Consider the following 19,207-nt stretch of genomic DNA (forward strand, 5'->3'; position numbering starts at 1 on the left):
GAAAAGTCCTACCGTAGTGCTCTGATTGATAAATGACTAGCCCATTTTTGCCTGTGCTTTTGGCTCAAATGCTGTTTTGATGGCGCCTCAGATTGTTTCGCCGTGCACTTTACGGTGCGTGCGGGCGCTGAAAATCATTCTGTGCGACGAGCGGTCGGCTGTTGTATCGGCCCCTCCTGGCAACGGTTCAGGCGTCAATGGTCGAGATTTACTCCGGTAAAAACACACTCGCTGTTGTTGCACCAAGGTCTTTCTGGTATAAAGCAGCGCTCTTTTCTAGGGGCCCGGTTCCTTCGCTTGTAGGTGTAGCCGGTAAGACCCTAAAGAAACGCGGCGCCTGGCGCCAAATGACTGAGAGATTAAGCGGCCAACCCATGCCGGGTTGGGCATGTGGTTTTAGAGGGCTGAGGCATGTCGAGAGTCTGTCAAGTTACCGGTAAGGGTCCGGTGACTGGGAATAACATTTCCCACGCAAATAACAAAACCCGTCGTCGTTTCCTGCCGAACCTGCAGCATCACCGCTTCTGGGTTGAAGAAGAGAAACGTTTTGTTCGCCTGCGTGTATCTGCTAAAGGCATGCGTATCATCGACAAGCGTGGCATCACTGTCGTGCTGGCCGAAATCCGTGCCGCTGGCAAGATCTAAGGAGCTCTATCATGCGTGAATTGATTCGAATGATCTCTAGCGCCGGTACTGGTCACTTCTACACTACCGACAAGAACAAGCGTACTACCCCGGACAAGCTCGAAAAGAAAATGTTCGACCCGCGCGTTCGCAAGCACGTGATCTACAAAGAAGGCAAAATCAAGTAATTGATTTTCTTCCTTGTGAAAAAAAGCCCGTCTCTCACGAGTCGGGCTTTTTTTTGCGTGGAATTTGGTTGATCAGGTCTTCTGTTCAAACACCACGTAGATCTTGCGGCATGGTTCCAGTACTTCCCAGGTGCCGCTGAAGCCAGCAGGAATCACAAAGCGGTCGCCGGCGCGCAAGGTCTTGGCATTTCCCTCGGCGTCGCGCAGCACGGACACACCCTGCACGATTTCGCAGTACTCATGCTCGGTGTAGCTGACCGTCCACTGCCCGACATCACCTTCCCAGACCCCGGCGCTCATCTGGCCGCATGGGCTGTTGTAGTGGTTGTAGACCGTTTGTTCGGGATCGCCCTTGAGGATTTTTTCGGCGGCAGGGCGATAGCGGTCGGGGGCGGTGGTGGCTTGGCTGAAGTCGACGATGTCCTGGATGCTCATGTGCGTGTCCCGTCTGGCCTGGGGTTGAAGTGCCCAAAGTCTATGTTTATTAAAATGAACATCGCAAGGGCGTTTACCCGCGTTATGTCAAATATATTGAAACATCCCCAGCCGCTGGTTTAGGGTGGCAGCTGCCTTTGAGCCGAACAGCTGGTTGGCGGGCAAGCATTCTTTGAGGCTGCCGGGGGACATCGCCTGGCCCTTGTATTCAATAAGAGGAGGACACTCGCATGACCACCCTGACCCGTGCCGATTGGGAACAACGCGCCAAGGATCTGAAGATCGAAGGCCGCGCCTACATCAATGGCGAGTACACCGACGCTGCTTCCGGCGACACCTTCGAATGCATCAGCCCGGTCGATGGCCGTCTGTTGGCCACTGTCGCCAGCTGTGACGCCGCCGACGCCCAGAGCGCAGTGGAAAATGCCCGCGCCACCTTCAATTCCGGTGTCTGGTCGCGCCTTGCGCCGGCCAAACGCAAAGCCACCATGATCCGTTTCGCTGCGCTGCTCAAGGCCAATGCCGAAGAGCTGGCACTGCTTGAAACCCTGGACATGGGAAAGCCAATCAGCGATTCCCTGAACATTGACGTACCCGGCGCGGCGAATGCCCTGAGCTGGAGCGGCGAGGCCATCGACAAGATCTATGACGAAGTCGCCGCCACGCCGCACGATCAACTGGGCCTGGTGACCCGCGAGCCGGTCGGCGTGGTTGGCGCCATTGTGCCGTGGAACTTTCCGCTGATGATGGCGTGCTGGAAACTCGGCCCGGCGCTGTCCACCGGTAACTCGGTGATCCTCAAGCCTTCCGAAAAATCTCCCCTGACGGCCATCCGCATCGCGGCCCTGGCTGTTGAGGCCGGTATTCCGAAAGGCGTTTTCAACGTGCTGCCGGGCTACGGCCACACCGTCGGAAATGCCCTGGCGCTGCACATGGACGTCGACACGCTGGTATTCACCGGTTCGACCAAGATCGCCAAGCAACTGTTGATCCGCTCCGGCGAGTCGAACATGAAGCGCGTATGGCTGGAAGCTGGCGGCAAGAGCCCTAATATCGTGTTCGCCGATGCGCCGGACCTGCAAGCTGCCGCCAACTCCGCAGCCAGCGCCATTGCCTTCAACCAGGGCGAAGTCTGTACCGCGGGTTCGCGCTTGCTGGTGGAGCGCTCGATCAAAGATACATTTCTGCCGCTGGTTATCGAGGCCCTCAAGGCCTGGAAACCTGGCAACCCGCTGGACCCGGCGACTACCGTCGGCGCGGTGGTGGATACCCAGCAGATGAACACCGTGCTGTCTTACATCGAAGCGGGTCACACCGATGGCGCCAAACTGGTGGCCGGTGGTAAGCGCATCTTGGAGGAAACCGGCGGTACTTACGTGGAACCAACGATTTTCGATGGTGTGACCAACGCCATGAAGATCGCCCAGGAAGAGATCTTCGGCCCAGTCCTGTCGGTAATTACGTTCGACAGCGCCGAAGAGGCTATCAAGATCGCCAACGACACGGTGTATGGTCTGGCCGCAGCCGTGTGGACTGCTGATATTTCCAAAGCGCACCTGACCGCCAAGGCCCTGCGCGCAGGCAGCGTGTGGGTCAACCAATACGACGGCGGTGATATGACCGCGCCGTTCGGTGGCTTCAAGCAGTCGGGTAATGGTCGCGACAAGTCGCTGCACGCGTTCGACAAATACACCGAGCTGAAGTCGACCTGGATCAAGCTCTAAGCAACACCGCAGGCCAAATGTGGGAGGGGGCTTGCCCCCGATAGCCGTGTGTCAGGCACTAAAAGTGCCCAATGATTCACCGCGATCGGGGGCAATCCCCCTCCCACACTGCTTTGTGTGTCCTCAAGAATTATCCACAGGAGTGTGGCAATGCGTTGGGCGACCTATTTCGCCGTGTTGGCCTCGGTACTCAGTGTCGGTCTGGCCCTGGGGGTGAGCATGCCGCTGGTGTCCCTGCGCCTGGAAGGCTGGGGTTACGGCAGTTTCGCCATTGGCGTGATGGCCGCCATGCCGGCCTTCGGCGTATTGCTCGGTGCCAAGGTCTCCAGTCGGCTGGCCTCCTGGCTCGGCACTGCCAACCTGATGCGCCTGTGCCTGTGGGCGGGGGCTGTGTCCATCGGTTTGCTGGCGATTCTGCCCAGTTACCCCGTATGGCTGGTGCTGCGGCTGATGATCGGGGTGATTCTGACCATTGTGTTTATCCTCGGCGAAAGCTGGATCAACCAACTGGTGGTGGAGCAGTGGCGCGGCCGCCTGGTGGCGTTATATGGCTGCAGTTATGCCCTGAGCCAGCTCTCGGGCCCATTGCTGCTAGGCCTGATTGGCACCGACCATGACTACGGCTTCTGGGTCGGCGTTGGCCTGTTGCTGGTGGCGCCGCTGTTGCTGCTGGGACGCTCAGGTGCGCCCACCGCTGACTCGTTCAGCGTGACCTTCGCTGACCTGTGGCGCTTCTGTAAGAGCCTGCCGGCGATCGCCTGGGCGGTGGCGCTGTTCGCCGCGTTTGAGGCAATGATCCTGACGCTGCTGCCGGTGTATTGCCTGCAACAGGGTTTTACTGCCGAGATCGCCTTGGCGATGGTCAGCACGGTGGTGGTCGGCGATGCGCTGCTGCAATTGCCCATCGGTGCGCTGGCCGACTACCTGCCTCGACGTACGCTGTTTCTGAGTTGCGCGGTGCTGTTACTGGCGTCCAGCCTGGCGATCCCATTGACGTTGCACACGCTGTTGATCTGGCCGATATGGGTAGTGTTCGGCGCCAGTGCTGGCGGGTTGTTTACCCTCTCGTTGATCCTGATTGGCGAGCGCTATCGTGACGATGCGCTGGTGCGCGCCAATGCCCATATCGCTCAGTTGTGGGGCATCGGGTGCCTGGTTGGCCCGCTGGTGGCCGGTGCGGGCAGCCAGTGGATCAACGGGCATGCGCTGCCGCTGTTAATGGCAGCCGGGGCGTTGGGGTTGGTGGTGCTGTTGCTGCGCCAGGGCGCATTCGGTACCGCACAGCCAGCCTGATTTGAAAGGCGATCGAATGTGGGAGGGGGGCAAGCCCTCTCCCGCATTGGATCTTCATTGTGCTTAGAGCATGCGTTCCAGGCCGACCGAAGTGGCAAACCAGGCATTGAAGCGCCGCCACCAACTGCCAGGTTCGCGGGTCAGGGTGTGCAGTTGACCGTTATCTTCGGTCACCCACACCACGTTGCCGTCCTGCAGTTTCGCCTCATAACTCAAGGCGGGCGCCATGCCTTGCAGCGCCAGTTTGCGCACGTGTTCCGCCAGTTCGGGGCTGTCCACCAGGACACCGACTTCGGTGTTCCACAGCACAGAGCGTGGGTCGAAGTTGAACGAGCCGATAAACGATTTCGTCCGATCAAAGATCATTGCCTTGCTGTGCAGGCTGGAATCCGAACCTCGGAAGGTGCCCCGGCGAAACAAGTGCGGGCCGCTGCCACCCCCGTCGCCCGGTTGGCGGCGCAGTTCATAGAGTTTGACTCCGTGCTCCAGCAGCGCCTTGCGATACGGCGCATAGCCACCGTGCACCGCCGGCACGTCGGTGGCTTCAAGGGAGTTGGTCAGCAGGCTCACGGACACACCCGCGTCGGCGCGCCCCGTTAGGTACACCAGTCCTGGCTGCCCCGGTACGAAGTACGCCGAGATCATTATCAGCTCTTGGTTGACACCCTCCAGCTCCGGCGCCAGCTGGGTGGTCAGCAGCAGGCGTGGGTCTGGGTCGGCCTTGGACAGCACCTTGCTCGGCGCGTCCCACAACGCCTGATTCCAGGCCCAGATCAACTCGCGACGCCAGATGTCCATGCGCGGTTGGGTCTGGTAGGCGCGCAGGCGGTTGTACAGCGCGTGATTCTGCTGGCGCGACTCGGCCAACGACGCCTCCAGGCGCACGCGCGCGACGGCCAGGTCGCCTTTGGAGGGGCTGTTTGAGACGAAGTCGTCGATGGGTTTGCTCAGGGCGCTGTTCCAGTACTGATCGAAACTGTGCCCGAGCTGCTCGGCCACCGGCCCGACGCTGAGCATGTCGATATCGGTGAAGTTCAGATTGGGCTCGGCGTCGAAATACTCATCCCCCAAATTTCGCCCGCCGACGATGGCCACGCTGTTGTCCGCCAGCCACAACTTGTTGTGCATGCGCCGGTGTTGCAGCGACAGGTCGAACAGGCGACCCATGGCCCGCGTCACACCCGTGCTGCGCCCCAGGTGCAGGGGGTTGAACAGGCGAATTTCGATCTTGGGGTGGGCGGCGAGGGTGGCGATGATTTGGTCGAGGCCGTCGCTGGTGGTGTCGTCCAGCAGGATGCGCACGCGCACGCCACGGTCGGCGGCTTTGAGCAGTTCATCTACCAGCATGCGCGTACTGATGCCGTCGTGGACGATGTAGTACTGCAGATCGAGGCTGGTCTGGGCGTTACGGATCAGCTCGGCGCGGGCCATGAAGGCTTCGCTGCTGTTGGGCAGCAGGCGGAAACCGGAGCGCCCCTGGTAAGGCGCGGCCTGTGCCTGGATCGAGCGGCCGAACGACGACTGTGCAGCCGGCAGTGCGTCGCTGGGGATGCGCTCAGTGCTCACCGTGGCGCAGCCACCCAGGCTCAGTGCTCCCAGCAGGAAAAGCGGTAAAAGCCGTCGAATCATCAAGGGAGGCGCTTCCAGATCAGAGCAGTTGTTGGCATATGACGGCAATTTCCCGCGAAAGGTCAGTCGGTCGACTCGGCCAACATCTTTATCGCGGCGGCACCGACCTTGCGTACCGCTTCTTCAATCTGCGGGGTTGGCTTGGCACCGTAGTTCATGCGCAGGCAGTTGCGGTACTTGCCCGACGCAGAAAAGATACTCCCTACCGCAATCTGCACACCCTGTTCCACCAGCACCCGGTTGAGCTTGAGGGTATCGAAGCCTTCCGGCAATTCCACCCAGAGCATGAAGCTGCCTTGGGGGCGGCTGGCGCGGGTGCCCGCCGGGAAATAGCGGCTGACCCAATCGAGCATCAAGTCGCGATTACGCTGGTATTGAGTGCGCATTCGCCGCAAATGCGGTTCGAAATGCCCGCCTTTGAGAAATTCGGCAATCGCGATCTGCGGTTGGGTCGCGGTGGAGCCGGTGCTGATGTATTTCATGTGCAGTACCCGCTCAAGGTAGCGCCCCGGTGCTACCCAGCCAATACGCAGGCCCGGCGCGAGGGTTTTCGAGAAGGAGCTGCAGAGCAGCACTCGGCCGTCTTCGTCGAAGGATTTGATAGTGCGCGGGCGCGGGTAGCTGTAGGCCAATTCGCCATAGACGTCGTCTTCGATGATTGCCACGTCAAAGCGTTGGGCCAGGGTCAGCAGTGCGCGTTTGCGTGCCTCCGGCATGATGTAGCCCAAGGGGTTATTGCAGTTGGGGGTCAACTGGATGACCTTGATCGGCCACTGCTCCAAGGCTAGTTCCAGTGCTTCAAGGCTGATGCCGGTGATGGGGTCGGTGGGAATCTCCAAGGCTTTCATGCCCAGCCCCTTGAGGGTCTGCATGGCGCCGTGAAAGCTCGGCGAGTCCACCGCGACGATATCGCCAGGATCACAGATAGCGTGGATGCTGGCGGACAGCGCCTCATGGCAGCCAGTGGTGATTACGATGTCTTCGGCGGTCAGTTGGCAGCCGGAATCCAATGACAGCCGTGCGATTTGCTCACGTAATTCCATACAGCCGAGGATGTTGTCGTAGTACAGCCCGGGCAGATCCTGACGCCGGCTTACGCGGGCGAGGCTGCGCAACAAGGGCTTCAGGGTGGGCGACAATACATCCGGCATGCCCCGGCCCATCTGTATGACGTCTTTGCGTGGCACGGCGCGAATCAGTTCCAGCACTTGGTCCCACTGAGAGATTTCCACCGGCCGCTGTGCTGGCCGGCCCACCTCCGGCAATGCCGGCAGCTCGCGGCCGACGGGTACAAAGTAGCCGGACTTGGGCTTGGGCATCGCCAGACCGTTGTCTTCCAGCACGCGATAGGCCTGTTGCACGGTGCTCAGGCTGACCCCGTGTTCCACGCTCAAGGCCCGTACAGATGGCAATCGATCACCGGGGCGATAGAAGCCCTGTTCGATACGAGTGCCCAGCAATTCGGCGAGGTTGACATAGAGGGTCATGACGGTCGCTCCCAATGGACCAGTACAGATAGGGGGAAAATACAGGATTCAGCCGCTCGGAGGCAGTGTCTGTATGGATTTAATAAAGGTGGGTTGAATCTGTAATGGTTTTTGCCGATCGCCCATTCTTGTCACTCAAGGCAACACGCCACTGAGGGGCAACAAAATGAACGGCATGAGCGATGTGAGGCTGGCGTTACACAGTCAGGAACTGGAAGCAGGGCAGCAGCGGGTACTGTCTGCGCTCACGGGTAACCGCTGGAGCCTGTTCTGGCATCGTCGCCATACCCGCAAGGCCCTGCTGACGCTGACCTGCGAGCAATTGCAGGATATCGGGCTGACTGTCGAACAGGCACGCCAGGAAGGCTTGAAGCCTTTCTGGCGCGGTTGATCACACCAGCTCTTTGAGGCGGTGCCAGAGCATCCCCAGCGCCAGCAGCGGCGAGCGCAGGTGCTTGCCGCCGGGGAAGGTGATGTGCGGCACCTTTGCGAACAGATCGAAACGCCCGTGCTGCTGGCCGCTGATGGCTTCGGCCAGCAGCTTGCCTGCCAGGTGCGTGGCGTTTAGGCCATGGCCCGCGTAGGCCTGGGCGTAATACACGTTGGGTTGATCCGCCAACCGGCCGATCTGCGGCAAGCGATTGGCGCCGATGCCGATCATGCCGCCCCACTGATAGTCGATTTTTGCGTCGGCCAACTGTGGGAACACCTGTAGCATTTTCGGCCGCATGTAGGCGCTGATGTCCTGGGGATCACGACCGGAGTAGTGGCACGCCCCCCCGAACAGCAGGCGACGGTCGGCGGACAGGCGGAAGTAGTCCACCGTCACTCGTTGGTCGCACACCGCCATGTTTTGCGGTAACAGGCTGGCGGCCTGAGCTTCGCTCAAAGGTTCGGTGGCGATGATGTAGCTTCCGGCGGGCAGCACTTTGCCGCTGAGGTGCGGGTTGAGGCCGTTGAGGTAGGCGTTGCAGGCCAGCACCAGAGTCTTGGCACGCACATGGCCATTGGCGGTATACACCTTGACCTCGGGGCCGTAGTCGATGCGCGTCACTTCGGACTGCTCAAACAACTGTACGCCCAACCCCTGTGCGGCGGCCGCTTCGCCGAGCGCCAGGTTCAGCGGGTGCAGGTGGCCTGAACCCATGTCGATCATGCCGCCCACATAGCGGTCGGAACCGATCACACTGCCCATCTCGGCGGCTTGCAGCAGGCGCACCTCATGGCGATAGCCCAGGCTGCGCAGTTCTTCGGCGTCTTCGGCCAGGCCGTGCAGGTCACGAGGCCTGTTGGCAAGGTCGCAGTAGCCCCACGTCAGGTCGCAGGGGATCTGGTAGCGCTCGACACGCTCGCGCACGATCTCCACAGCCTCCAAGCCCATCAACTTCATCTCGCGCACGCCATCGGCGCCGATCACGTTGGTGAACTGGTCCAGGCCGTGGCCGACGCCGCGAATCAGTTGCCCGCCATTACGCCCGCTGGCGCCCCAGGCGATCTTGCGCGCTTCCAGCAACACCACGCGCAAGCCGCGCTCGGCCAGTTCCAGGGCGGTGTTAAGCCCGGAAAACCCCCCGCCGATCACACACACGTCGGCAGTCACTTCGCCTGTCAACGCCGGGTAATCGGGTTGCGGCACGCTGCTGGCGGCGTAGTAGGAAGCGGTGTGCCGGGCGCTGGCGATCATGGGCGGAATCCCTGTTTGGAAAATTTGACGCAGGATACAACGGTCGGGCGAAGCTGTCTGCGCAGGGCGTTTTGCGTCAGAATCCACGCCTATTTGCCGTTCGGTACGTGTTTCGATGAGTTGCAACAGTCAGAAAGTCAGCGCATTGCGCCGTCAGATTCCTTCGTTCGAGTGCGTCCCCGGTTGTCACGACTGCTGTGGGCCGGTGACCACATCGCCCGAGGAAATGTCGCGCCTGCCGCGTAAGACCGCCGCCGAGCAGGACGCGGCCATGGACGAACTGAACTGCGTGCACCTAGGGCCCAACGGCTGCACGGTGTATGACGAACGGCCGCTGATCTGCCGGTTGTTCGGTACCACTTCGACCTTGCCGTGCCCCAATGGGCGGCGGCCGGTGGAGCTGATTCATCCTCGGGTGGAGAAGCAAATCCATGAGTACATGGCGAGCACCCGGCAAGTACTCGTCTAGCGGGTGTACTCGATCAAAATGCGGGAGGGCGTTGCGTCGGTTAGTCAGGAATCGGCAGGTTCAGGCTCTCTTTCACCTCTTCCATCACGATATAGCTCTTGGACTCCCGCACATGGGGCAGCTTGAGCAGAATGTCCCCCAGCAATTTGCGGTACGACGCCATCTCGGAAATCCGCGCTTTCACCAGGTAATCGAAGTCGCCGGACACCAGGTGGCATTCCAGCACATGGGGCAGTTTCAGTACGGCGCGGCGGAACTCTTCAAAGGTGTCGCCGGATTTGTAATCGAGGCTGATCTCGACAAATACCAGCAAACTGCCCTTCAAATGCTGGGGATTGAGCCGCGCGTTATAGCCCATGATGATCCCTTCACGCTCCAGCCGGCGGACCCGTTCGGTGCATGGCGTGGTCGACAACCCGACCTTTTCCCCCAGCTCTGTGAACGAGATACGCCCGTCGGTCTGCAGGATGCGCAGAATGTTGCGGTCGATCTTGTCCAGTTCCCGTTTGGTCTGGGTGTTGGTACGCATAGGGGATACGCCTCTGTGAAAAGGGTTTTTGCCGAGAATTGTCGCCAAATATAGGCATTTATATAGTGAAATGCACTGGTGATTGCTTTTTATACTGCGCCCATCATTGCTCGAATAACACACGTCAGCGGCTAAGCCCGCGATGAGGATATAAAAATGCGCGTTCTGGTTTTGGGTAGCGGCGTCATTGGTGTGACCAGTGCCTACTATTTGGCTCGGGCTGGCTTTGAAGTCGTTGTGGTCGACCGTCAGCCCGCTGCTGCCATGGAAACCAGTTTCGCCAACGCCGGCCAAGTGTCCCCAGGCTACGCTTCGCCATGGGCCGCGCCAGGTGTGCCGCTCAAGGCCATCAAATGGCTGCTGCAACGCCACGCACCGCTGGCGATCAAGGCCACGGCCGATATCGATCAATACCTGTGGATGGCGCAGATGTTGCGCAACTGCACCGCCAGCCGTTATGCGGTGAACAAGGAGCGGATGGTGCGCTTGTCCGAGTACAGCCGTGACTGCCTCGACGAGTTGCGCGCCGAGACCGGCATTGCCTACGAAGGTCGCAGCCTGGGGACTACTCAACTGTTCCGCACTCAGGCCCAGTTGGATGGCGCCGCCAAAGACATCGCGGTATTGAAAGAATCCGGCGTGCCCTTCGAACTGCTCGACCGCGCCGGCATTGCCCGCGTTGAGCCGGCCCTGGCCAATGTCACCGATATCCTTGCAGGTGCCTTGCGCCTGCCGAACGACCAGACTGGCGACTGCCAGATGTTCACCACCCGCCTGGCCGAGATGTGCAAGCAGTTGGGCGTGGAGTTTCGCTTTGAACAGGACATCCAGCGCCTCGACCGCGCCGGTGACCGCATCAACGGCGTGTGGATCGACGGCAAGCTGGAAACCGCCGACCGCTACGTGCTCGCCCTCGGCAGCTACTCGCCGAAGCTGCTCAAACCGCTGGGAATCAAGGCGCCGGTTTACCCGCTCAAGGGCTACTCGCTGACAGTGCCGATCACTAACCCTGCGATGGCGCCAACTTCGACCATTCTCGACGAGACCTACAAGGTCGCGATCACCCGTTTCGACAACCGCATTCGCGTCGGAGGCATGGCTGAAATAGCCGGTTTTGACCTGTCGCTTAACCCGCGTCGGCGTGAAACCCTGGAGATGATCGTCAACGACCTTTATCCTCAGGGCGGCGATCTGGCAACCGCCGAGTTCTGGACCGGCCTGCGCCCGACTACACCCGATGGCACACCAATTGTCGGTGCCACCCCGTTCAAGAATCTGTTCCTGAACACCGGCCACGGCACCCTCGGTTGGACCATGGCCTGCGGTTCCGGTCGTTTGCTGGCTGATCTGATGGCCAAGAAAACCCCGCAGATCAGCGCCGCAGGCCTCGATATTTCCCGTTACGGCAACCACCAGGAGTCCGCACAACATGTCAATCCAGCGCCAGCTCACCAATGAGCGCATGAGCCAGATCGTAGTCCACAGCGGTACCGTGTATCTGGCCGGGCAAGTCGGCGACGACATGAACGCCGGGATTGAACAGCAGACCCGTGAAACCCTCGCCAATATCGAGCGTTTGCTGGACCTGGCCGGCACCGACAAGACCAAGCTGCTGTCGGTGACGATCTACCTGAAAGACATCGACGCCGATTTCGCCGGCATGAACGCGGTGTGGGACAAGTGGCTGCCAAAAGGCGTCGCTCCGGCCCGCGCCACTGTCGAGGCCAAATTGTGCGAACCAGAAATCCTGGTAGAGCTGTCCGTCGTGGCCGCGCTGCCTTAAACAACGATCCCTCTCCCGGTGCCGAAGCTGTTGGTCGGTACCGGTTTTTTCTTCACTTAGCCGCCTAGAAGCCTGCCGCCATGCGTCCTGCCCGTGCCCTGATCGACCTCCAAGCCCTGCGCCACAACTACCAACTGGCCCGTGAAATTACGGGGGCCAAGGCCCTTGCCGTGGTCAAGGCCGACGCCTACGGCCATGGTGCCGTGCGTGTGGCCCAGGCGCTGGAAGCCGAGGCAGATGGGTTTGCCGTGGCATGCATCGAGGAAGCCCTGGAGCTACGTGCCGCCGGTATTCGGGCGCCGGTGCTGCTGCTGGAAGGTTTCTTCGAAGCCGACGAGTTGCCGCTGATCATCGAGCATGATTTGTGGTGCGTAGTGCATTCTTTGTGGCAACTGGAGGCGATCGAACAGGCCAAACTGAGCAAACCCCTGACCATCTGGCTCAAGCTGGATTCGGGCATGCATCGCGTCGGCCTGCATCCAAAGGATTATCACGAGGCCTACCAGCGCCTGCTGGCCAGCGGCAAAGTCGCGAAAATCGTGTTGATGAGCCACTTTGCTCGCGCCGATGAACTCGATTGCGTCAGCAGCAACGAGCAAGTCGCGGTGTTTGAGGCGGCGCGACAAGGCCTGGCGGCCGAGGTCAGCCTGCGCAATTCGCCGTCGGTGCTGGGCTGGCCGAGCATGACCAGCGACTGGGTGCGCCCCGGCATCATGCTTTATGGCGCGACGCCGTTTGGCGAAGACCATTCCATTGCCGCACGTCTGCAGCCGGTGATGACCCTGGAATCGAAAGTGATCTGCGTACGCGAACTGCCGGCCGGCGAGCCAGTGGGCTACGGCGCCCGGTTTATCACGCCTAAACCGATGCGTATCGGCGTGGTTGCCATGGGTTATGCCGACGGCTACCCGCGCCACGCGCCTACCGGCACGCCTGTGTTGGTGGCGGGGCAGCGCAGCCAATTGCTGGGACGCGTGTCCATGGACATGCTGTGCATCGATCTGACCGACGTCCCTGAGGCAGGTCTTGGCTCTACGGTGGAGCTGTGGGGCAAGAACATCCTCGCCAGTGACGTCGCGGTTGCCGCTGAGACCATTCCCTACCAGATCTTCTGCAACCTGCGCCGGGTGCCAAGGCTCTATTCCGGCGCTTGACGGTCAGGCACGAACACAGCTTCCTGGGATTTAGGCCCAAGTGTTGTAAATACTGAACGCTGTCGCCATGATAACGCTCAATTACAACAAAGCCTGAATCCTAGGAGGCTCCCGCATTGGACGTCGGCGAACGACTGCAATCCATCCGCAAGCTGAAGGGTCTTTCCCAGCGTGAACTCGCCAAGCGCGCGGGCGTCACCAACAGCACCATTTCGATGATCGAAAAAAATAGTGTCAGCCCCTCGATCAGCTCCTTGCGCAAGGTGCTGGGCGGCATCCCCATGTCCATGGTCGAGTTCTTTTCCGAAGAGATCCTCCAGGAAATACCGACACAGATCGTCTATAAAGCCAATGAGCTGATCGACATCTCTGACGGCGCCGTCACCATGAAACTGGTGGGTCGAGCGCACCCGAGCCGGGCCATCGCGTTTCTCAACGAGATCTACCCACCGGGCGCCGACACTGGCGAAGAAATGCTCACCCACGAAGGCGAAGAAACCGGGATTCTGGTGGAAGGTCGCCTTGAATTGGTGGTCGGTCTTGAAACTTTTGTGCTCGAAGCTGGCGATAGCTACTACTTTGAAAGTACCAAGCCCCATCGTTTTCGAAATCCGTTCGACGTACCGGCGCGACTAATCAGCGCAGCCACACCCGCGAACTTTTAAGAATAGAGGCGTCCTGCCAGCGTTGCAGAGACACCCGAGCTGTATTCCGCGAGGCTGAATCTCCCTTTATTTAATAGGGTTGTTTCGGCCCGGCGGGCTAACCGTTATACTTTCGCCGCCTGCGAAACCGTGGCCGCAGGCGTGAATAGCCACCATTGAGGGTGAACGCGTGAACCTAATTATGAAAATGCTGGCTGCACCAGCAACCGTATTGGCCCTATGGGCTGTGAGCGCACAAGCTGCGACCAATGATGATATTGCCAAGCGTCTGGAGCCGGTGGGCCAGGTCTGCGTCCAGGGCGAGGAATGCAAAGGCATGGAAGTCGCCGTGGCAGCGGGCGGCGGCGGCGGCGCGAAAACGCCGGATGACATCATCGCCAAACACTGCAACGCGTGCCACGGTACCGGCCTGCTGAACGCGCCGAAAATCGGCGACACCGCCGCCTGGAAAGAACGCGCCGACCACCAGGGCGGTCTCGACGGCATCCTGGCCAAGGCGATCACCGGCATCAACGCCATGCCACCTAAAGGCACCTGTGCTGATTGCTCGGATGAAGAGCTTAAAGGCGCGATCAAGAAGATGTCCGGCCTGTAACCTGCCGATCTTCGCCAAAAAAGCCGCTTACGAGCGGCTTTTTTGTGCCTGTGATTTACCCGTCGAGGCTGTTCTTTGCAGCAAAGACCCGGCAAGCTCGGTCCAACCCCTAATCATGGAATGTTCAGGAGGGTCGGATGGTGCAGTTGTGTTCAATCGAGCAAGCAGTTGACGACGTATTGGCGCGTTTGCCAGCGCATATTCACATGGGCATGCCGCTGGGCCTGGGCAAGCCCAATCTGTTCGTTAATGCGCTGTACCGGCGTATCGCCAAGCTGCCGGAGCGGGCGCTGACGATCTATACCGCGTTGAGCCTGGGCCGTCCGACAATGGGTGATGGCTTGCAGAAGCGCTTTCTTGAACCCTTTATCGAGCGGGTGTTTGGGGATTACCCGGAGTTGGAGTTTCTCGCCGCGCTGCATTCAGACAGCTTGCCGAAGAATATCCACGTGCAGCAGTTCTTCATGCAGCCCGGTAGTCTGCTGCACAGCACGTCGGCCCAGCAGGATTACGTCAGCAGCAACTACAGCCACGCCGCCCGCGATATCAACGCCGCTGGCCTGAACCTGGTGGCACAACTGGTCGCGAGCAGCGCGGAACACCCGGACCGCCTGAGCCTGAGCTGCAACCCCGACATCACCCTCGACCTGCTGCCCATGATCGCCAAGCGCCGTGAAGCGGGCGAAACCGTTTTGATCGTTGGGCAGGTTCACACCGATTTGCCCTACATGCCCGGCGATTCCGAGTTGGGCATGGACGCGTTCGACTACCTGATCGATGCAAAGGACAGCACCACACTGTTCTCCACGCCGAACATGCCGGTGGGGTTTCAGGACCATTTCATCGGCCTGCATGCCAGCACTTTGGTGCGCGATGGCGGCACCTTGCAGATCGGTATTGGCTCCATGGGCGATGCGTTGACCGCCGCCTTGCTGGCGCGTCAAGCCGATAACGAAGCTTACCGCCTGCTGCTGACGGATCTGGATGTGTATCAGTGGGCACCGCTGATCAGCCATGAAGGCGGTGTCGATCCCTTTGCCCGTGGCCTTTACGGTTGCAGCGAAATGTTCGTCAACGGCTTGCTGGTGCTGGCGGATGCGGGGATTATCCGGCGCAAGGTCTACCCGGATGTGGCCACTCAGGAACAAGCCAACGCCGGTTTGCTGGACGATGCGGCGCAGCCCGATGGGGTATCAATCCACGGTGGCTTCTTCCTCGGGCCACGCAGTTTTTACCAGCGTTTGCAGGAGATGACCCACGCCAAACGCCTTGAATTCAACATGACCCGCATCAGCTATATCAACGAGCTGTACGGCCAGGAAGAACTCAAGCGTTTGCAGCGCCAGGATGCACGGTTTATCAACAGCGCGATCACGGTGACGTTGCTGGGCGCAGGCGTGGCCGACCAGTTGGAGGACGGCCGCGTGCTCAGCGGTGTGGGCGGACAATACAACTTTGTGGCTCAGGGGCATGCGCTGGAAGGCGCGCGCTCCATCCTGATCCTGCGCAGTTGGCGTGAGTCGGCGGGGGAGGTCAGTTCCAATATCGTCTGGGAGTACGGACACTGCACCATTCCCCGGCACCTGCGGGATATCGTCATCACCGAGTACGGCATTGCCGACCTGCGCGGGCAGACGGATGCCAAGGTCATTGAGGCGTTGCTCAACATCACCGACTCGCGCTTCCAGGCCGACTTGATTGAGCAGGCGCAAAAGGCTGGCAAGTTGCCCAAGGATTTCCAGATGGATCCGCGCTTCACCGACAACACGCCGGAGCGGCTCCAGGGTATCCAGGCGCGGCATCGGCGTTTGTTCCCGGAGTATCCGCTGGGCAGCGATTTCACGGACGAAGAGCGGGATCTGTTGCGCGCATTGAACTGGCTCAAGAGCAAATTCAAGCTGACGGAAATTCTGGAGTTGGGCAAGGCGGCGCTGGATGCACCGGAGCCGGAGGCGTTTGCGGAGCACCTGAAACGGATGTGCCTGGATAAGCCGGAGGGGTTGAAGGAGGATCTGTATCAGCGCTTGTTACTCGCCGGCCTGCAGGCCACCGCGCACTAACAGACAAAAGAGGGCAAATGTGGGAGGGGACTTGCCCCCGATTGCGGTGTATCAGTCACCGAAAATATTGGCTGACCCACTGCTATCGGGAGCAAGCTCCCTCCCACATGTTGAGCGGTGTTGGCTTCAGATGAAGGTAACCACGCCACCGGCCAGCGATTTCACCCGCGCCAGCGACTCAACCCGATAACCCTGCGCATCCAGCTCTGCACGGCCACCCTGGAACGACTTCTCAATCACAATCCCCAAACCGGCAACGGTCGCACCGGCCTGCTTGATGATCGAAATCAGCGCCTGGGACGCCTTGCCGTTGGCCAGGAAGTCATCGATCACCAGTACACGGTCGCTGCTGGTCAGGTGACGCGGCGAGATGGCCACGGTGCTCTCGGTTTTCTTGGTGAAGGAATACACCGTTGCCGACAGCAGGTTTTCGGTCAGGGTCAGGGACTGCTGCTTGCGGGCGAAGATCACCGGCACGCCCAGGTTCAGGCCGGTCATGATCGCCGGCGCAATGCCCGAGGCCTCGATAGTGACGATCTTGGTGATGCCCGAGTCCTTGAACAGTGCGGCGAATTCATCACCAATCAGCTTCATCAGCGCCGGGTCGATCTGGTGGTTCAAAAAGGCGTCGACTTTGAGTACCTGATCGGAAAGCACGATGCCTTCTTCGCGAATTTTCTTGTGCAGTGCTTCCACGGAAAGCTTCCTCTAATGGCGCGGTCTGCGCCGAAAGTAGATTAAAAAGTAGTCGATTCTAGCGCTTTAACATCGCGCGTATGTCCGCCAGGGCGGTGTTGCCGCGTACGGCTTTCACCTCGGTCGGGGTGTCGTCATTGCCTTCCCAGGCCAGGTCATCCGGCGGCAGTTCATCCAGGAACCGGCTGGGGGCACAATCGATGATCTCGCCGTATTGCTTGCGCTTAGCGGCAAAGGTGAAGGCCAGGGTCTGACGCGCGCGGGTAATGCCCACGTAGGCCAGGCGGCGTTCTTCCTCGATAGTGTCGGCTTCAATGCTGGAGCGGTGCGGGAGGATTTCTTCTTCCATCCCCATGATGAACACGTAGGGGAATTCCAAGCCCTTTGAGGCATGCAAGGTCATCATCTGCACACCTTCGGCGCCGTCTTCCTCTTCCTGCTGACGTTCGAGCATGTCGCGCAGTACCAGCTTGCCGATGGCGTCTTCGACGGTCATCTCGCCGTCTTCGTCTTTTTCCAGGGTGTTCTTCAGGGCTTCGATCAGGAACCAGACGTTGCCCATGCGGTAATCCGCAGCTTTGTCGCTGGAGCTGTTGGTGCGCAGCCAGTTTTCGTAGTCGATGTCCATGACCATGCTGCGCAGGGCGCTGATCGGGTCTTCGCCAGCGCACTGCTCCCGAACCTTGTCCATGAAGCGCTTGAAGCGCGCCAGGCGATCGGTGAAGCGCGTGTCCAAGTGCTCGCCCAGGCCGATCTCGTCGGTGGCGGCGTACATCGAAATCTTGCGTTCGGTCGCGTAGTTGCCGAGTTTTTCCAGGGTCGTCGAGCCGATTTCCCGGCGCGGCACGTTGATCACGCGCAGGAAGGCGTTGTCGTCGTCCGGGTTAACGATCAACCGGAAGTAGGCCATCAGGTCTTTCACTTCCTGGCGTCCGAAAAAGCTGTTGCCCCCCGACAGACGATATGGAATCTGGTGGTGCTGCAACTTCAGCTCGATCAGCTTGGCCTGGTAGTTACCGCGATACAGGATCGCAAAGTCGCTGTAGGGCCGATCGGTACGCAGGTGCAATGTGAGCAGCTCGACGGCCACGCGCTCGGCTTCGGCATCTTCGTTGCGGCAGCGGATTACGCGGATCTCATCGCCGTGGCCCATCTCACTCCACAGCTGTTTTTCAAACTCGTGGGGGTTGTTCGAGATCAGCACGTTGGCGCAGCGCAGGATGCGGCTGGTGGAGCGGTAGTTCTGCTCCAACATCACCACTTTCAAGGACGGGTAGTCGACCTTGAGCAGCATCAGGTTTTCCGGGCGGGCGCCGCGCCAGGCGTAGATCGACTGGTCATCGTCGCCCACCACGGTGAACTGGTTGCGCTTACCGATCAGCAACTTCACCAGCAAGTACTGGCTGGCGTTGGTGTCCTGGTATTCGTCCACCAGCAGGTAGCGCACCTTGTTCTGCCACTTTTCGAGGATGTCGGCGTGTTCCTGGAACAGCTTGACCGGCTGCAGGATCAGGTCGTCGAAGTCCACCGCGTTGAACGCCTTGAGCGTGCGCTGGTAGTGGGTGTAGACGATGGCCGCGGTCTGTTCCTTGGGGTTGCGCGCGTTTTCCAGGGCCTCGGGGGGGAGGATCAGGTCGTTTTTCCAGGCGCCGATCATGTTTTTGATCTCGTCGACGCCGTCGTCGCCTGCGTATTCCTTCTGCATGATGTCGGTCATCAGGGCCTTGACGTCGGTCTCGTCAAAGATCGAGAAGCCCGGCTTGTAGCCCAGCCGCGCATGCTCCTTGCGGATGATGTTCAGCCCCAGGTTGTGGAAGGTACACACCGTGAGGCCACGGCCTTCGCCACCCTTGAGCAGGCTGCCGACGCGTTCTTTCATCTCGCGCGCGGCCTTGTTGGTAAAGGTCATGGCGACGATGTACTGGGCGCGGATGCCACAGCTCTGGATCAGGTGCGCGATCTTGCGGGTGATCACGCTGGTCTTGCCGGAGCCAGCACCGGCGAGCACCAATAGAGGGCCGCCGACGTAGTTCACGGCTTCTTGCTGCCGGGGATTGAGTCGGGACATACAGAATTCAGGGAGTCGTTGTTCAAAAGGGCGGGCATTTTAACAGGCTGGCAAGATTCTGCTGCTCTGGATCGACGGTGTGACGTACCACTCGATCTAAATTTGCCGGTTTTGCTACTTTGCC

General features: G+C 60.1%; 19 protein-coding genes. 12 read left to right on the top strand and 7 right to left on the bottom strand.

What is annotated here, in order from left to right; all coding sequences use genetic code 11:
• The first annotated feature begins 411 nt into the window (after positions 1-411).
• Positions 412-645 (top strand): 50S ribosomal protein L28, encoded by a 234-nt coding sequence (gene rpmB, locus ACVWXD_RS25690; RefSeq protein WP_003176907.1) that lies wholly within the window; start codon positions 412-414, stop codon positions 643-645.
• Positions 646-656: 11 nt separating this feature from the next.
• Complete coding sequence (gene rpmG, locus ACVWXD_RS25695; protein WP_003176906.1) at positions 657-812, top strand: 50S ribosomal protein L33; 156 nt, start codon at positions 657-659, stop codon at positions 810-812.
• 72 nt (positions 813-884) lie between these two features.
• Here the strand turns inward: rpmG and ACVWXD_RS25700 are convergent, their stop codons facing one another.
• The gene (locus ACVWXD_RS25700) at positions 885-1,247 is read right to left on the bottom strand and encodes a cupin domain-containing protein (RefSeq protein ID WP_032884397.1); all 363 of its coding nucleotides are present in this window, start codon (positions 1,245-1,247) and stop codon (positions 885-887) included.
• A gap of 230 nt (positions 1,248-1,477) precedes the next feature.
• On the opposite strand from ACVWXD_RS25700, the gene ACVWXD_RS25705 reads away from it, so the two are divergent.
• Together ACVWXD_RS25705 and ACVWXD_RS25710 are read left to right on the top strand one after the other, a co-directional pair.
• Entirely contained in the window at positions 1,478-2,971 is a 1,494-nt protein-coding gene (locus ACVWXD_RS25705; RefSeq protein WP_032884395.1) for an aldehyde dehydrogenase, read from the top strand.
• A 150-nt stretch (positions 2,972-3,121) separates the two neighbouring features.
• Complete coding sequence (locus ACVWXD_RS25710) at positions 3,122-4,264, top strand: MFS transporter (RefSeq protein ID WP_095185205.1); 1,143 nt, start codon at positions 3,122-3,124, stop codon at positions 4,262-4,264.
• Positions 4,265-4,327: 63 nt separating this feature from the next.
• On the opposite strand, the gene ACVWXD_RS25715 is transcribed toward ACVWXD_RS25710, so the two are convergent.
• Positions 4,328-5,893, bottom strand: a complete 1,566-nt coding sequence (locus ACVWXD_RS25715) for a phospholipase D family protein (RefSeq protein ID WP_095185204.1) — start codon at positions 5,891-5,893, stop codon at positions 4,328-4,330.
• A gap of 62 nt (positions 5,894-5,955) precedes the next feature.
• Positions 5,956-7,380, bottom strand: coding sequence for an aminotransferase-like domain-containing protein (locus ACVWXD_RS25720; RefSeq protein ID WP_032884391.1), 1,425 nt, complete (start codon positions 7,378-7,380; stop codon positions 5,956-5,958).
• Positions 7,381-7,546: 166 nt separating this feature from the next.
• Here ACVWXD_RS25720 and ACVWXD_RS25725 point away from each other — a divergent pair, with 166 nt between their 5' ends.
• Positions 7,547-7,771 (top strand): DUF1127 domain-containing protein, encoded by a 225-nt coding sequence (locus tag ACVWXD_RS25725; RefSeq protein ID WP_457371465.1) that lies wholly within the window; start codon positions 7,547-7,549, stop codon positions 7,769-7,771.
• On the opposite strand, the gene ACVWXD_RS25730 is transcribed toward ACVWXD_RS25725, so the two are convergent.
• Positions 7,772-9,064 (bottom strand): NAD(P)/FAD-dependent oxidoreductase, encoded by a 1,293-nt coding sequence (locus ACVWXD_RS25730; RefSeq protein ID WP_457371466.1) that lies wholly within the window; start codon positions 9,062-9,064, stop codon positions 7,772-7,774.
• A 115-nt stretch (positions 9,065-9,179) separates the two neighbouring features.
• Between ACVWXD_RS25730 and ACVWXD_RS25735 the strand changes: the two genes are divergently transcribed.
• Positions 9,180-9,533: a YkgJ family cysteine cluster protein gene (locus ACVWXD_RS25735; protein ID WP_032884386.1), complete on the top strand. Its 354-nt coding sequence runs from the start codon at positions 9,180-9,182 to the stop codon at positions 9,531-9,533.
• Between the two features lie 40 nt (positions 9,534-9,573).
• On the opposite strand, the gene ACVWXD_RS25740 is transcribed toward ACVWXD_RS25735, so the two are convergent.
• Positions 9,574-10,062, bottom strand: a complete 489-nt coding sequence (locus ACVWXD_RS25740; RefSeq protein ID WP_003176896.1) for an Lrp/AsnC ligand binding domain-containing protein — start codon at positions 10,060-10,062, stop codon at positions 9,574-9,576.
• Between the two features lie 156 nt (positions 10,063-10,218).
• On the opposite strand from ACVWXD_RS25740, the gene dadA reads away from it, so the two are divergent.
• The 6 genes from dadA to ACVWXD_RS25770 all read left to right on the top strand — a co-directional run bounded on the left by dadA (position 10,219) and on the right by ACVWXD_RS25770 (position 16,319).
• On the top strand, positions 10,219-11,520 hold the full coding sequence (gene dadA / locus ACVWXD_RS25745; RefSeq protein WP_032884384.1) for a D-amino acid dehydrogenase: 1,302 nt from the start codon (positions 10,219-10,221) through the stop codon (positions 11,518-11,520).
• Complete coding sequence (locus ACVWXD_RS25750; protein ID WP_017135862.1) at positions 11,492-11,845, top strand: RidA family protein; 354 nt, start codon at positions 11,492-11,494, stop codon at positions 11,843-11,845. The genes dadA and ACVWXD_RS25750 overlap by 29 nt, the downstream gene beginning before the upstream one ends.
• A gap of 80 nt (positions 11,846-11,925) precedes the next feature.
• Positions 11,926-12,999 (top strand): alanine racemase, encoded by a 1,074-nt coding sequence (alr, locus tag ACVWXD_RS25755; RefSeq protein ID WP_457371467.1) that lies wholly within the window; start codon positions 11,926-11,928, stop codon positions 12,997-12,999.
• Positions 13,000-13,115: 116 nt separating this feature from the next.
• Complete coding sequence (locus tag ACVWXD_RS25760; protein WP_003176893.1) at positions 13,116-13,664, top strand: cupin domain-containing protein; 549 nt, start codon at positions 13,116-13,118, stop codon at positions 13,662-13,664.
• A 181-nt stretch (positions 13,665-13,845) separates the two neighbouring features.
• The gene (locus tag ACVWXD_RS25765) at positions 13,846-14,259 is read left to right on the top strand and encodes a c-type cytochrome (protein ID WP_032884380.1); all 414 of its coding nucleotides are present in this window, start codon (positions 13,846-13,848) and stop codon (positions 14,257-14,259) included.
• Positions 14,260-14,396: 137 nt separating this feature from the next.
• Positions 14,397-16,319: an acetyl-CoA hydrolase/transferase C-terminal domain-containing protein gene (locus ACVWXD_RS25770; RefSeq protein ID WP_457371468.1), complete on the top strand. Its 1,923-nt coding sequence runs from the start codon at positions 14,397-14,399 to the stop codon at positions 16,317-16,319.
• Positions 16,320-16,445: 126 nt separating this feature from the next.
• Here the strand turns inward: ACVWXD_RS25770 and ACVWXD_RS25775 are convergent, their stop codons facing one another.
• Both ACVWXD_RS25775 and rep read right to left on the bottom strand, forming a co-directional pair.
• Positions 16,446-17,015, bottom strand: a complete 570-nt coding sequence (locus ACVWXD_RS25775; RefSeq protein ID WP_003176890.1) for a xanthine phosphoribosyltransferase — start codon at positions 17,013-17,015, stop codon at positions 16,446-16,448.
• Between the two features lie 58 nt (positions 17,016-17,073).
• A complete protein-coding gene (gene rep / locus ACVWXD_RS25780) occupies positions 17,074-19,083 on the bottom strand; it encodes a DNA helicase Rep (RefSeq protein ID WP_095185200.1) in 2,010 nt (669 codons plus the stop codon).
• Between the last annotated feature and the right edge of the window lie 124 nt (positions 19,084-19,207).

This window comes from Pseudomonas sp. TE3911, assembly GCF_054062775.1.